This window comes from Providencia sp. PROV_01, assembly GCF_053098325.1.
On sequence record NZ_JBRFKD010000002.1, the window covers coordinates 3,859,874 to 3,874,950 of the forward strand.

General features: G+C 40.5%; 14 protein-coding genes. 1 reads left to right on the plus strand and 13 read right to left on the minus strand.

Annotation, left to right across the window (positions count from 1 at the left end; translation table 11 throughout):
- Positions 1–84: 84 nt before the first annotated feature.
- The 11 genes from ACU696_RS18680 to ACU696_RS18730 all read right to left on the minus strand — a co-directional run bounded on the left by ACU696_RS18680 (position 85) and on the right by ACU696_RS18730 (position 11,365).
- Positions 85–546 (minus strand): RidA family protein, encoded by a 462-nt coding sequence (locus ACU696_RS18680; protein WP_109911765.1) that lies wholly within the window; start codon positions 544–546, stop codon positions 85–87.
- Positions 547–555: 9 nt separating this feature from the next.
- Complete coding sequence (locus ACU696_RS18685) at positions 556–1,716, minus strand: M20 family metallopeptidase (RefSeq protein WP_196719675.1); 1,161 nt, start codon at positions 1,714–1,716, stop codon at positions 556–558.
- Positions 1,717–1,731: 15 nt separating this feature from the next.
- Positions 1,732–2,799 (minus strand): alanine racemase, encoded by a 1,068-nt coding sequence (locus ACU696_RS18690; RefSeq protein WP_117162533.1) that lies wholly within the window; start codon positions 2,797–2,799, stop codon positions 1,732–1,734.
- An 11-nt stretch (positions 2,800–2,810) separates the two neighbouring features.
- Positions 2,811–3,470 carry a helix-turn-helix transcriptional regulator gene (locus ACU696_RS18695; RefSeq protein WP_109911762.1) on the minus strand — a complete coding sequence of 220 codons (660 nt, stop codon included), beginning with the start codon at positions 3,468–3,470 and terminating at the stop codon, positions 2,811–2,813.
- Between the two features lie 284 nt (positions 3,471–3,754).
- Positions 3,755–4,855, minus strand: a complete 1,101-nt coding sequence (locus tag ACU696_RS18700) for an ABC transporter substrate-binding protein (RefSeq protein ID WP_004908526.1) — start codon at positions 4,853–4,855, stop codon at positions 3,755–3,757.
- A gap of 78 nt (positions 4,856–4,933) precedes the next feature.
- Positions 4,934–7,135: a TonB-dependent siderophore receptor gene (locus tag ACU696_RS18705; protein ID WP_109911761.1), complete on the minus strand. Its 2,202-nt coding sequence runs from the start codon at positions 7,133–7,135 to the stop codon at positions 4,934–4,936.
- Positions 7,136–7,357: 222 nt separating this feature from the next.
- Positions 7,358–8,128: a class I SAM-dependent methyltransferase gene (locus ACU696_RS18710; RefSeq protein WP_109911760.1), complete on the minus strand. Its 771-nt coding sequence runs from the start codon at positions 8,126–8,128 to the stop codon at positions 7,358–7,360.
- Positions 8,129–8,141: 13 nt separating this feature from the next.
- Positions 8,142–8,492, minus strand: coding sequence for a cupin domain-containing protein (locus ACU696_RS18715; protein ID WP_004908515.1), 351 nt, complete (start codon positions 8,490–8,492; stop codon positions 8,142–8,144).
- A gap of 35 nt (positions 8,493–8,527) precedes the next feature.
- Complete coding sequence (locus tag ACU696_RS18720; RefSeq protein ID WP_123382283.1) at positions 8,528–9,268, minus strand: ABC transporter ATP-binding protein; 741 nt, start codon at positions 9,266–9,268, stop codon at positions 8,528–8,530.
- Positions 9,265–10,284, minus strand: coding sequence for a FecCD family ABC transporter permease (locus ACU696_RS18725; RefSeq protein WP_109911758.1), 1,020 nt, complete (start codon positions 10,282–10,284; stop codon positions 9,265–9,267). Before ACU696_RS18725 ends, ACU696_RS18720 begins: the two co-directional genes overlap by 4 nt.
- Positions 10,277–11,365, minus strand: a complete 1,089-nt coding sequence (locus ACU696_RS18730; protein ID WP_109911757.1) for an ABC transporter substrate-binding protein — start codon at positions 11,363–11,365, stop codon at positions 10,277–10,279. The genes ACU696_RS18725 and ACU696_RS18730 overlap by 8 nt, the downstream gene beginning before the upstream one ends.
- A 95-nt stretch (positions 11,366–11,460) precedes the next feature.
- Here ACU696_RS18730 and ACU696_RS18735 point away from each other — a divergent pair, with 95 nt between their 5' ends.
- Complete coding sequence (locus tag ACU696_RS18735) at positions 11,461–12,177, plus strand: Crp/Fnr family transcriptional regulator (protein ID WP_109911756.1); 717 nt, start codon at positions 11,461–11,463, stop codon at positions 12,175–12,177.
- A gap of 39 nt (positions 12,178–12,216) precedes the next feature.
- Here the strand turns inward: ACU696_RS18735 and ACU696_RS18740 are convergent, their stop codons facing one another.
- Complete coding sequence (locus tag ACU696_RS18740; RefSeq protein WP_198635227.1) at positions 12,217–14,274, minus strand: TonB-dependent receptor family protein; 2,058 nt, start codon at positions 14,272–14,274, stop codon at positions 12,217–12,219.
- 196 nt (positions 14,275–14,470) lie between these two features.
- Positions 14,471–15,070 carry an ATP-binding cassette domain-containing protein gene (locus ACU696_RS18745; protein WP_196718320.1) on the minus strand — a complete coding sequence of 200 codons (600 nt, stop codon included), beginning with the start codon at positions 15,068–15,070 and terminating at the stop codon, positions 14,471–14,473.
- Positions 15,071–15,077: the final 7 nt, after the last annotated feature.

The following is a 15,077-nucleotide window of genomic DNA, read 5'->3' on the forward strand; positions in this document are numbered from 1 at the left end:
CCTTTAAGACGTAACAGGACCCTGCGGAATAATATTTACTCCGCAGATTTATTTTATTAATAATCTTTATTTTTTATCTATTATTTACGACTTTAACTTTAATATTAATTCTATTTCCACTGGCGTATCAAAAGGTAATGTATTCGTACCGATTGCTGAACGTGCATGCTTACCTTTATCACCGAGTATTTCAATTAAAAAATCTGAAGCTCCATTCATGACTTGTGGTTGGTTTTTAAAATCATTAGTACTTTGTACAAAACCTAATAATTTTATACATTCATCAATTCTATCTAAATCTCCTAAATATGCTTTCAACGAGGAAAATATATTAACAATGCACTGTTTTGCTGCTTCTTGACCTTGCTCGACTGTTAATTCTTTACCTAATGTACCACTATAAATTAAAACGCCATCTTTTTGGCAATCATGGCCTGATGTATATAATAAATCCCCATACTGCTTAATGGATACATATGAAAATTTTGGTGCCCCTGGTGTGGCAAGTTTAATCCCTTTATCTTCTAATTTTTTTTCAATATTCATTCAATTTTCCTATTTATTGAGCAAGATATTAGCCATGTCATAATAAATTTCCGCAGCAAGGTATAATTCTTTTATTTCAACAAACTCATCTTTAACATGAGCTTGAGCTAATCCCCCTGGCCCCATAATAAGTGTAGGGATCTCACTGGTAACCGAGAAAAAAGGCGCCTCACATGTCGCTTCAAATATTTCTGGTTGCGCTGTTTTTTCTGTAAAACGGCTCACTGTATCTAATGCAACTTTAGTTAATTCGTGATCTACTGGGATATCTGAAGCGGGAATAAATAAGTAATTATCTAAGTGATAATCTATCTCTTCACCTTTATTATATTGCGCAATAGCTTGATGCAATCTCGCCTCTATTTCTTGCTTTTCTTCCCCTGGAACGAGTCTTCTATCTATTTCAATATCACAATGCTGCGGAACGATATTCGGAGCTGTACCACCATTTATGGTGGTAATAATCATTGAAGCATTTCCTAATAGTGGGTGACTAATTTCCTCAACAGAAGTGCGATGTTGCTCTATCGCAGGTAGTATTTTGGCCATCTTAGAAATGGCACTATCAGGATAACGAGTTTTTGCTGCATGACCCGCGGTGCCTTTAGTACTTAAGTTATAACGGCTAACGCCTTTATGTGCGATACAAACACCAAGAGACGTTGGTTCACCAATAATGGCATAATCTGCAGAAATTCCATCTTTAATGTAATGCAGCATGCCAAGATTAATTCTCTCCTCATCCACATTAAATACTAATGTTAAATTACCTGAAAATGCATCTTGATTACGCTTTAATAATGTTGCCGCATACATCATTGCAGCAACACCAGACTTCATATCTGCGGCTCCTCGCCCAAAAACTTTGCCATCTTTAATCACTGGGTCGAATGGCTCGGTGCTCCAACCACAACCACAAGGCACAACATCTATATGACCGTTGAATAATAAATGTTTACCTTTTCCTGAACCTTTTAAATGTGCAATAACATTTGGACGTCCAGGAGCAACCTCTTGCATTTCAACATCAATATTTTCTTGTTTAAAGTAGTGATATATAAATTCAGCAACTTGTTGTTCTTCCCCTGGTGGGTTTTCAGATTTATGCCGAATTAAGGCACAAAGAAGCTCTAGCAACTCATGTTGTTGCTGTTCATTTAATTTATACATTTTATTCTCCGATATTTAATATCGTGCGTCTGGTATAATAATATGGTCTATTTCATTATTATTTAATGCATATATTTTGTTTGTTAAGTTAGGAATAACACAACTGTGATTCGGTATAATATTTAATACATCACCAATATTTAATTTAATTTGTTTTGGGTCATAGCGAAGATAGCCATGCTCTTCATTTAATTTAACTAGTTTTATATTTGGGTCTTCCACTATATAACCAAACCCTGGTTCTGCGGATTGATCAGAAGTTAATGTTTTTGTCCCTGCATCTACTGTTGCATACCCCTCAATAGGAATACTCACAACCGTTGTTCTTATTGTTAAAGCGCAATCTTCAGGCGTATAAATACCACCATAGATAGCATTCATATCGCCAAAAATAAAGTTCCCAGCCCGTGACTCTGTAATCCCTTTTAATTCATCAGCATAGAATGAAGATAATGTTGAGCCGCCAGATGTCCGAGGCGCTTCGATACCCAATTTCTCTAACCGTTTTTGGCAAGATAATAAAAGCTCTGCTTCTGCTTTTGCCGCTTTACGTATTTCAGGCTCTGTACGGTATTGGTATATTGTTCCTGCATAAGTAAATACACCAATAATTTTCAAATTAGGTAATTTTTGTATTGCCAGTGCAAATGGCTCTAAGTCATCTAATTGAATTCCTTCTCGGTGAGCACCATAATCAACAGCAATATAGACCTCAATAATTTGGTTTTCTTGCTTTGCTGCTGCTGATAATTGTTCAGCACCTTGTAGGCTATCAATAATTGTTCTTAATCTGATTTTTTTAGCTAACTCAATAAATTGCTTGCACTTTTGTTCACCGATCATTGGGTAAGCAAGTAGAATATGATCAATTCCGCCTTCCGCCATAACTGTCGCTTCTTGCAATGTGGCACACGTAATTCCTTTTGCACCACAGGCAATCTCAAATTTTGCTAATTCTACTGATTTATGCGTTTTTATATGTGGCCAGTGTTCAATATCTTGCTGTGTTAGCTTGCCTGTCATGCCTCTGACATTTTTTTCAAGTTGCTGTAAATCTAAAGCAACATAAGGCGTTATTGGCATAAAAACCTCTCTTATTCTTCATTATTGTCTTCCCCTTTTAATTCCGCTAAATAGGTATAAAGGGTATATTTGGAAATATTTAAAAATTCACAGATTTTCTCACCTGCTTTTTTGATTAAGAACGCACCTCTATCATCAAAGAATTTAATTGCATCCATTTTTTCTTTTTTTCCCATATTGATGACGGGGACTTTAATAACCTGCATACATTCTTGAATAAGGTGATCTAATATTTCATTAACGTCCGTGACAAAAACTTCCTTAACCGTATCCTGCTCAATGCTATTGCGCTGTGTAATGCCTTGAATAGCTTTTTCTGCAGCAATAAATTCTGAAATATCTTGATTAATACAAAGTGCCCCAGAAACTTTGCCAGTTTCATCACGTAAATAGATTGAAGTTGAACGCAACATTTTCCCATCTTTGGTTTGGGTAAAATAATTGTATTTGTCGCCATCAACATCAGTGCCGCGCAATACCTCAAGCCCTAAATTACTACTTGGGTCTCCCACCTTTCGCTTCGTTACATGACCATTAATAATTGCAACAATACTGCTTTCTAGCCCTTTACTATGGTCATGTAATACCACTTCACAAGTGTCGCCAAATTGGCCCGCAATCCCTTTCATAACTGCCAATAACATTTCAAAGTTGTCTTGGATAATTTTCATTTTCTACCAAACTTATTTTAAGCCTAACTAAATATTAGTTAGATCATAATGGAGACTCAATCAAGATTTGAGCAATTTGTGATCTATATCTTGATTCTAGCTAACAAATTTTTAGTTGCCATGACTAACATAGCAATAATCCCAGTTTATAAAAAAACTGGGAGATAAGATAGAACAAGGGATTTCAGAGAGTTTGTTAATGAATGGAAAGCTATATAGAGATAAACTAGCCGCCTAACTTTTTGTTAGTTTCTATTCCCGACAAAAAGTTAGCGATCCTATTTTTATAGATTCACCCAGAACACCCCCGTTTCTCGGATCTCTGTAAACTGCTTTTGAAAGTCAATTAAGTTTTGTTCTGGATTTAATGCGCTAAATCGCTCTGGATGCATAAATTTAGCCATAGCTTCAATGGCAAATATGTTCATCGGATTGTTGTAAAAATTATGGTAAATCGCCATAACGCGCTTTTCTTTAACTGCCGTTAATGATGAAATCCCTTGCCTATCCATTAATACCGATAACTGCTTCTGCACGTTAGCTTTATCTGCATTATATCCTAAGCTTACTGCGAGCGAGCGACGATTAAAATTGTGCCAATCAGCGCCAGTCAGTAAATAGAATTCTGGGTTTAATGTAATAATATTCTCAATGGAGCTTTCAGCCCCTTTTGCAGGAAAGCTATCTGCAACAAGATTATTTCCACCTGCCAAGGATGCTAAAACACCATAACCTGAACGCCCATAAAGCTGACAGCAACTATCCGCAAATAGCCCGGCATTTGCTTCAATCAAAACAGTTGGAAATGGCTGAGATAGTTGGCTTTCAATGGCCTCTAATTTCTCTTGATACAGCGTTGCAAACTGCCCCGCTCTTTCTTGTGTTCCTAATAATTCTCCTAATAATAAAATGCTTTTCGGCGTATTTTTCGCAATATCCATTCGAAAATCAATAAAAATGACTTGGATACCTGCAGCTTCGAGTTGCGGTAAAATTTGACTATCACGCATCGCACCATAATTAGCCTTATGCATAACTACCACATCAGGCATTAACTCGATCAACTTTTCCACTTGGAGACCGGCTTCACGTGTTTTCTTTAACGTGGGTATTTTGCCTAATTCAGGCAACACACTGAAATAAGCTTGTTTTAAATCTGGTGCGTATTGCGTAAGCGAATCACTCCAACCCGCAATGCGTGATATCCCTTCTTTACCAGCAGCAATATCCACTGGCAAAATATCACGGCTATCCACCAAAAATAATTTTTCGACGGGAAGATTAACAGTAACTTCACGACCTTGTAAGTCAGTGATCACCGTTGATGTTTTTGCCTGCGACCAAAAACTGAGCAAGCAAAATAACCCTATAAGAAATGATTTCATGGAATATCTCATTACTTTTTATTGCTAATAATCTGCTAGAAATAAGCCACTAATACATAGTGACTTATTTTCAATTAATTAAAATGTCACACTGTAATTAAGGGCAAAGGTTCGGCCACGGCCTTTATAATCGTACAGGTTTGCAGCTCCGTATTTCGGGCTATATAAACTTTGTGCCCGCTGCCCCCAAATTGTGGAGTAATTTTTATCTAGTAGGTTTTCCACTGCAAAGCTGACTTTACCCACTGGCAGCATATAACTTCCTAATAAATCAACGGTATTATAACCATCAAGTTTCTTACCTGCCGCATCCGTTAAATTGAATGTTTGTTGGCTTTGTAAGCGTAGTGCCCAATCATTCGGTTCCCAACCAATATAAGCATTCACTTTTGACGGGCTCGCGAAGTCAACACTCCATTTTTCCCAGCTACCATCCACTTTAGTTTCTGATTTTTGTAGATTGAAATTACTTCCTACACTCCAATCTGAATCAGCAAAGAAGTAATCCACCGCGCCTTCAACCCCATAAATACGGCGTTTATCGGTTTTCATATAGATGGTCATATCATCTTTATTAATACCATAACTTCTATCAGACAACGAATAATAGGTGGCAACTTGTGTGCGCAGGTTTTCCCCTGTGTAACGCCATCCTAACTCAAACGAGTTAACCTTAATTCCTTTTACCTTGGTATCATTAATGTTAACACTTTTATTGAGATGGTAGTGGCCATTGGCATCTGGGGTCTTCGCATAGTCACCTGTTCCGTAATACTTAGCAATATCAGGAATTTCAAAGCCTTGAGAGAAATTAAACCATGTTTGTTGCTCTTCAGTTAGGTTAACCAGCAGCCCTGCATTAAACAGTAAGTTGTTGTAATCCGTTTTCCCACCCGGTACTGCATCCGCTGATTTACCTTTACCATTAGCAATCGCTTCTTGCTGCGCATAACCAATAAAATCATCCACTTTATTTTCAGTATATTGGTAACGCACACCACCGCTTAACGTGAACATCGGCGTAATGTCATAACTGCTTTGTAAAAATGTCGCCATATTGGTGGTGGTATAACTTGGATAGCGGCCGATTTGGAAAGCTTTAGTTAAATCCATTCCTCCTGATTCTTTCGCTTTATCTAAATCAAAAAACATTTGATTCGCACGAAATTGCTCATGCTCTGCATCCACACCATAAGTTAACGTTAATTCATCGATAGGTTGGCTATTGAATGTCAGCTTGGTTCCATAAAAATTGGTTTTTTGATCCGATGAGCTGATACTTGTAACATCCTTGCCAGTCAAGGTTGGGAAGGGATAAAACTTTTGTGATTCATCACGATAATAAACTTGAGCAACAAAATCTTGCCCAAACACATCTGCATTTGAATACTGTAAATTGAGCAAATTGCGCTCAGTTCCTGGCAAACGATCAGAGCTTAATTTACTGCTGTTATAAGCTTCACCTTGTCCTTTAACCGCGGAAAAGTCTTTTCCTAAATAGAGGCCGTGTTTACCATCAGACTCACTTTTATAATGCTGATAAACGGCTTGAAGCTGTTGTTTTTCATCGATTTTGATAGTACCTGATGCCATCACGTCAAGACGATCAGAAAATTGCAGCCCTGTTTGGGTATTATCAATATTAATCGCATTGCCTTTGCCATCATACCAACCGCCATAGCGTTGATAAGCAACAGAAATTCGTCCGTGAGCGTTCTCATTACCACCACTTACTGCTGCGGCAACATTTTCATCGTGATCTTTACCATTGTTAAAGCCTGTTTTTCCACCTAATTGCAGAGAAACCTGTTTTTCTTCTTGGCCTTTTTTCGTCACGATATTAATCAAGCCACCACTACTGCCACCGCCGTACATCGCCGTTGCACCTGAAATAACCTCGATATGATTGATATTAAAAGGATCGATGGAATCTAATTGGCGACTATCACTACGAGAAGAGTTAAGGCGTACCCCGTCCACCATCACAATCATTGAACGGCCACGCATATTCATGCCATAGTTTGTCCGCCCTTGGCCACTGACACTCATTCCTGGAATAAGCTGCGCTAAAATATCTTTTAACTCTTTTCCACCTTCAGCTTGCTGTTCAATTTCAGCATTATCAATCACCCATGTGGTTTGCGCCATTTCTGAAACGGTTTTATAACCACGTGTAGCGGATACGGTTATGGATTCTTCTTTTTTATCAGCGGCAAATACGGAGGGGGAAATAAAAGGGAAAAAGCAAGGAGAGATAATAAAAAAATGCTTTATTTTCATTAAATTAAACCTTTACATTATTAGAATTGCTGTTATTGAATCTAAAAAATAAATCACAATGCATGATTAAATTACTATTTATTATTTTATCAAATAATTATTATCAACAGTAACTAAGAATCAAGATAAATATAAGAATTATTATTATTAGCAATATAAAATATAAGGTTATTCAACATAAAAATACAAATCACGCATCCCTGCGTAAGATCTTCCTATAGGTTACTTCACGCTAACGACTGCAATATAATTCAATTTTCCACGATTTTGCCGAAAATGACGGAACATACGCAAAAATTGAGGACGGTTTTCTTTCTTCAATGCATTGCGGATAATCTTTAGCGCACCGAATACACCTTCATCGTAAATTAACCCTTTTGGCGATAATAGCGTCATTGGGCCAGTATGGGATACCACTTGCTGAAAGCCCACTTGTTGGAATAATTCCACCCACTGTGTTTCCGGTAATGGTTGCGCTTTGACATTAATCGCTTGTTGCATTTGAGAAACGACATTTTGGACAGCTTGGGCATCCTTAAATGCAATATCATGGGTTAATAAACATCCGCCTGGCTTTAGTACTCGATAGTACTCCTGCAATAGCTTTGCTTTCGCTTTATCAGCGTACATGGTTAGCATGGCTTCATTAATGACCACATCAAAACTGTTATCCTCAAACGGTAATTTCGATGCATCTGCCATTTGAATTGTCACTAATTCTGTTAACCCTTTATTCGCAACGTTTTTTTGTGCTTGTGCAAGCGCCTGTTTGTCCATATCAATACCTGTAATATGGCAATGAAATTGAGAGGCAATTTCAATAGCTGTGGTTCCCATATTACACGCAACTTCAAGAACTTGGCTGTTCTTATGTAATCCTGATTGGCTAAGTAACCACTCGGTTGCTTCTTTCCCTCCTGGGCGTAGGCGTTTTTTCCCCAAACGAGCTAGAAATTTGTGCCCTGCTTCATGGGCAGTAAATGATTGGTCCATTTGCACCTCCAAGTTAGTGTGTACAAGCCATTTCAGGCTCACGTAACATAACTAACAGCATTTTTGCGGGTTCAAGTGCATCTACCGCATGAGGGATATTAGCCGGCATTCTGACAATTTCCCCAGGTTTAGCCGTCACTGGCTTACCTTCGATGGTGAGTTGTAAACTCCCTTCAACAACCATCACAATGGCGTCAAAAGGGGCGCTGTGTTCAGAGAGCGCTTGGCCTTTATCAAAAGCAAATAAGGTGATATTCCCCCCACCATTTTTCGCTAATACACGGCTTGCAATACCTTGTTCGGTATAATTAATTAACTGATTGATAATCAGCGCTTCTGCGGGTGTTATTGTGTTATTGCTCATCGTTTATATTCCTTAATTTAATCATTTTCATTCAGTTATCTAAATAGCGGAATGACCCCTTGGGTCTGCCGGCCTTGATAGTCTATTGGCGTAATTGCAACAGGTAATTGGTACAGTTGTGTCAGGTTTTCTTCCGTTAAAATTTGTTCAGTTTCACCAAATAAACAGCCGCTACTGTTAAACAGCAATAATGAATAGTCAGCGATATGCAGCGCATGCTGTGGATAATGACTCGTAAATAAGATGGTCATTCCGCGATGTATGGCTAAATCACGTAAAACGCTGAGCACACTGTCTTGGTTGGCAAGATCCAACGCGGATGTCGGTTCATCCAGAATCAAAATTTTTGGTTCACTGGCTAATGCTCTCGCAATCATAACCATTTGTTTTTCCCCTCCACTGAGACAGTTAAAGGGTTGGCCCGCAAAATTACTTATGCCTAAGTATGCTAAACACCGCTCTACAATTTGGTTATCTTTTTCATTGGGTGAGGCATACCACGGCAAGTGACGAATACGCCCGAGACTCACCATGGTGCGAACAGAATAATGAAATAGTGAACCACTAAGCTGTGGAACATAAGCGACGGGGGCATTTAGTGAAATATTGCCAGTGGCTCCTTTTTGTAAACCGAGCAAGAGTTTTAATAAGGTGGTTTTTCCACGGCCATTCGGCCCTAAAATCGCGCCAATGCTGCCTTTGGGCTGCTGAAAAGTTAAATTCGTAAATAACTGGCGCTGTGCAATTTTGAAATTAAGGTGTTCAACTTGGATCATAAATCGGCCACCTTTTTATTTAATGTATGGATCAGTAGTGCAAAAATGGGGGCACCGATTAGTGCGGTGATCACACTTAATGGAATTTCCGCATTCGTCATACTGCGGGCAAAGGTGTCGACAGCTACCATATAAATCCCACCAATAACTGCACTAGCGGGCAGTAATATCCGGTGATCATGTCCTACCACTAGCCGTGCAATATGCGGAACAATCAGCCCTACCCAGCCGATGGTGCCGGATACCGCCACTGTCGCACTAGTGATCAAAGTCACGCTGAGTAACACGGCCCAACGGGTTCTATTAATTTTCATCCCTAAGGCTTGTGCATTTTCTTCCCCTAAGGAGAGCACATTGATACGAAAACGCAGTGCAAAAATGACTAAAACACAGACCATAACAACAGGAAAAACAATATTAAGTTTAAGATAAGACGCACTGGCAAAGCTGCCCATAAGCCAAAAAACAATGGTTTGCAAAGTATTATTAGGGTCTGCAAAATAGGTAATTAACGAAATTAATGCAGCAAAAAAAGCATTAATAATCACCCCCGCAAGGATTAACATTAATAGCTGGCTGCCTTGGCGATTCAAGCCGAGTAAAAAAACTAGCACGATAGCTAACAACCCACCGACAAAAGCCAATGAAATGGTGATCAACAAAGAAGAAAATAACAAAATAGCTAGCGCGCCACCCAATGCGGCTCCAGATGAGACGCCAATAATTTGCGGCCCAACTAATGGGTTACGGAAAATGCCTTGCAAAGCCGCCCCCGCAACCGCCAACCCAGCCCCTGCTGTACCTGCTATCAGAACTCGTGGTAAGCGCACATTTAACACGACATTTTGTTCCGTACGACTATAGTTCCCCATCATCTCGTTACCCAAAATGGTGTCATAGAGAATATGCCAAACCGCAGAAAACGAAACCGGGTAGCGGCCACAACTTAGTGCCAAAACAAACGTCAACAATAGGCAAATGGCGAAAACGAGCCAAAGATATTGGGGCTTACGCATGCGGTTTCCCCATTAAAGAGATGTAGTGCTGGCTATTTTTGTTCATCTCCATTTGCAAAATGCCGTCAATTTGCTCATCAGACACGTCATAGCCATAAAGTTGCTGATATCTCAGGCGAATTTCCTCACGCAATGGCATTTTCATCGTTTCTGGATGAAAAATCATTGATAACCATTGCCAATACAGCGGTGTTTCTTGGTTTGGTGCATCCCAGATAAAACCACCAATAGGAAGCTTATATACGCGCTGGTTTTTCACTGCAGTGACTTCGCTTAACATGGGATTGCGATAAACGTCAGCTGGCGATAACCCCTCTTCGAAATTACCCAATAGAATAATGTCAGGGTCCCAAACAAGAATTTGCTCAATATTGAGCGTTCTTGGCCCAGTGAGGTCGCGGTTTAAACTCACTCCACCCGCCAATGCAAAATCCGCGTTGTTGTGTGATGTTGAGCCAAATGTTTGAATACTCTGGTTAAAATGGGAGAGATACAGAACACGAGGCTGCTGCGCTTCTGGTATTTCAGCGGTAGTTGCTGAGAGTGTATCGACAACTTCTTGGCGCCACTGGATCATCTTCTGTGCTTTATCATTGTGGCCAAGTGTTTGTCCCATTAGGCGAACCCACTCTTGCGTATAGCGTTCTTGCCCATAATCTAACGTAGCAACAGTCAGCCCTGCATCACGCATAGGGGAAATAATATCATCCCCTCGATGACCCCATTGCCATACCAGATCGGGCTCCACATTAAGCAATGCTTCAATATTTGGTGTAAAGTTGTTACCTACGACATTTGAATTCACCTGTAAAACAGAAGAAAACATTTGGCTTAACATGCCATCTCGCGCAGCAACCTTTGCAAAAGGATGCATTCCAACTAATTTTTCACTGCTTTCATCCATACCAACTAACATCGAAGCGGCAGGGATTGGGATCACGACAATACGTTTTGCAGGGGCTGACAAATGAATTTTATCCCCTGACATATCTGTGAAATCAACGGCTTGTGATGCATATACGTTGCCCATCCCCCACAAGGTCAGAAAAACGGCGATGAGTCTAAAAGCATTATTTATCATAGGGTTATTCAGCTCTCTGCTAAGATCTCAATTGATAATGTGTATGATTATCATTTATACTTATGCCATTCTAAGACGGCGTAAGAGGATGACCTATGACATTTGTCAAAAACGTTTTCCCCCATACACAATCACTCAATGCCATAAAATCGTGCTTACTGTTTAATGGGATAGAAGATGAAAAACTGGCATTACTGCTGGAAAATTGTGGCCATATTCGCTTTAAAAGTGGTGAAATCCTGAACCATGAAGGAGAACCATTTAAGCATTGCCCTTTGATGATAAGCGGGCAAATCGAGGTGTATCGCCACACTTATTTGGGCGAGGAAAAAATTTTTGGTTTATTTTGCACAGGGGAAATTGTTGCCATCGCAGCCGTTTTTATGCCACATAACCGCTATCCTATGAGTTTACGGGCAAAAACCGACGGTGAAGCCTTGCTACTCGATAAACGTGATATTTTACGGCTTTGCCATGCCTGCCCACAAATTATGGAAAAGCTACTCATGCGTTTTAGTAGCAAACTGTATGAAAACATTAACCATATTGATTGGCTAACTTCAAGTTCTGCTGAACAACGCTTGGCTGCTTATATTCTTGATTTAAAACATAAACAACTAACTTCAGATATTGTTTTACCTTTATCACGGGGCCAGCTCGCCGCTAAATTAGGCATACGCTACGAAACGCTCAGCCGATTAGTTTCTGGGTGGCGGCAAAAAGGGTTTATTGATATCGAGAAAGACACTGTGCATATCCATAATGAAAACTACTTAACGCAATTATCTATTTCTGCACAGCGCCCATTTTAACAACCACGCATTAACCAATATTAATGCGTTTATTCATTATTAGAAATTATAGGTTACGCCACCATTCACATTAAACCCCATACCGGGGAATAAAGTGCTGTCTTTTGCTGTGACGGTTTGGTTGGCAACCGATGTTGTTGCATAGCGCTCATCGGTTAAATTATCCATCGATAAATACACAGACCACTGCTCTGTAGGCTTATAACTACCTTTCAGCCCCAGTACGGCATAATGTTTACGTTTTTGAATATCAAGGTTGTTTTGGTGGTCAACTGCCATACCCGTAGGTGCCCAATGAATATTAGGCCCAACACTCCAATCCCCAATTTCATATAACACCTCGGCAGCAACAATATTACGTGGAATACCCGCGATATAGTTGCCATTATATTCACCGCCCATGAAACGGAAATCATTATAAGTCCAAGAAACTCGGTAATTGATATCCCCCGGACCTGCGCCAACACGTCCTGTAAGCCCAGCTTCTAAGCCTTGATGGCGAGTTTTCGCGGCATAATTAAACACACCAACGACAGTTCCTGCACTGTCATAAGTGGTAATATACTCATCTTTAATTTGGCTACGGTACAGCGCAAGGCTCCATTTCAACCCATCGGTGACATCGCCTTCTCCCCCAATTTCATAAGTAATGGCTTTTTGTGGTGAGAGTTTCGTCAATTTTCCATTGCTGGAGTTAATAATTTCCCAAAATGTTGCAGGTTCTTCACTCGCACTGATATTAGCAAAGTAACGCTGGCTTTCCGTTGGTCGCCAAATCACTCCCGCTTTTGGTGTCCAAAATGTCCAACTTTGGTCTAACGACAAATGACTCTGTCGTTTTTCTACATCACGGCGCGCATGTGTGCCTTTCACATCTAAATTAACGGTCACTGTTGGCGTAATATGTAAGTCTACCCCAACACTGCCGTAGAGGTTTTCAGCTCGGCCATCATATTTACCTATTTTTGTTTTGTCTGCGGGTGTCCCTTTACGATTTTGCATTAATTCAGTCTGCAAGGTCATTTGGTCCCATGCAAGAGCTGTACGATATGTCACGGGCTCAGTTTCAATATTATAGGTAAATTGCAGCCCTTCACTGTGGCTGCGGCTAAACCGGTAGTAAGCGGGAGTAGTAAAATTATCATGAGTACGAATGTGCCAAACTCCTGCACCAATTGCTTGGTTATCCACTTGCCAGTCAGAGCGGTTAGCCACTCGGAATTGCTCAACATTACGGTGAGGATCACGCAACCAAACCATTGGGTACACCTCTGTTGGGTTATTATTTAATACCTCTTCAGAAACTGGCCCCGCAACGTCAAAGCGCAAATCTGTCCAACTCAGCCAAGTTCGGTTTTCAAAGTTATCAGTCACATAACCAAAGTTGCTGCGTAACGTTTTACGTTGGGAAGCAGAGTGTTTGCGATAACCATCAAAATGGTCATAAGTGAAATTAATACGCCCATCAAATAACCCATCATCAGAAACACCACCGAAGGCAGTTTGTAGCCCTTCGCGCCCATGGGAGCCGTACTCATAACGTAGGCGCCCTTGCTCACTTCGGCCAGTGTAAGAGAGCACATCCAATTCACCGCCCAAGCTGTTACTTTGTGGGTTAAGGCTATTTGCGCCGCGGCGTACGCTCACCATCCGCGCATCACGCATTTCTAAGGTACTGATGTGAAAACTGCCGTCTGCATCCGTTGCGGGTAAGCCATCTTGCAGCAGCAATACACCACGAGCAAGCGGTGCACTTTGCACGCCAGAGCCGCGAATATTTAAACGCGGCTGGTCAATCCCCCCAAAGAAATTTTGGATAACCAACCCAGGCTGGTAATCCAAGGCGTCTTGTAAGGTAGCAAGGCGAGTTTCTTTTTCGATAACAACTAAATTGGTTCCACCAGCTACTTTTTCAAGTTTATCTTTTTCTTGCTGTTCACTCGGTGACAAACGGCTTTGGCCTGTTGAAGACGTGACGATCAGTTTGTCTGGTGTGCCTGCTGGTGCAGCGAACCCAATTGGTGTCGCCAAAGTACCTATGCCTAAAGTGAGTGCAATACAATGCGCCAATTGGTGCCGTTTTAAACGATAAGACATATATTCACCCCAATAATAGTAATGGTTATCATTTTCATTTGAGGGATTTAAAATAGAGGATGGGTATAGATATCCCTATGACATTTGTCAAAAATGCCTAGAGTGAACTTCGTTTTCAGGCTAATCACACATGTAATTAACCAAAAGAGCAGTTTGAATTACTGAGGCTATCAAAGTATTAATAGCCCATTTTATTTCATAGTAGTGAATTCGCAGTCCAAATACGGCTACACACTTTTTCTAATAACGCTTTGTTATGGCTAAAAATAATCATCGCCAGTGGCCGCTCTTCCGATAATCTCACTAACAACTGCCAAATCTCTTTTTGCAAATTGGCGTCTAACTGTGCGGTGATTTCATCAGCAATCAAAATTTTCGTTCGCGGGTCAAGGGCTCGCAATAAGGCGATACGAGCAAGCTCACCACCGGATAACTCACTGGGAAGCCTTTCTAGCCATGCAGGTTTAATCGAAAAATACGCTAACCAGTGAGAGTCTGGCTGCCAAGCATCAAATACACTCGCACCGACCTTACGGTATGGGTTAAAACTTTTCTCTGGATGCTGAGGGACTAATTGAACCGGACAATAACCATGTCGAGGCAATGGTTGGCCTTCAAATAGAATGGTTCCTTGGGATGCTTTTTGCCACTGAGCTAATACTCGGCCTAACGTAGTTTTACCAAAACCACTGGGCGCAGATATTCCAAGGCGTTCACCTCTAGCCAGTGACAAACTAAAATCATCCCACAGCCGTTGCCCACCTTGATCAATACATAAATTATTTACTTGTAAAATAGGTTCA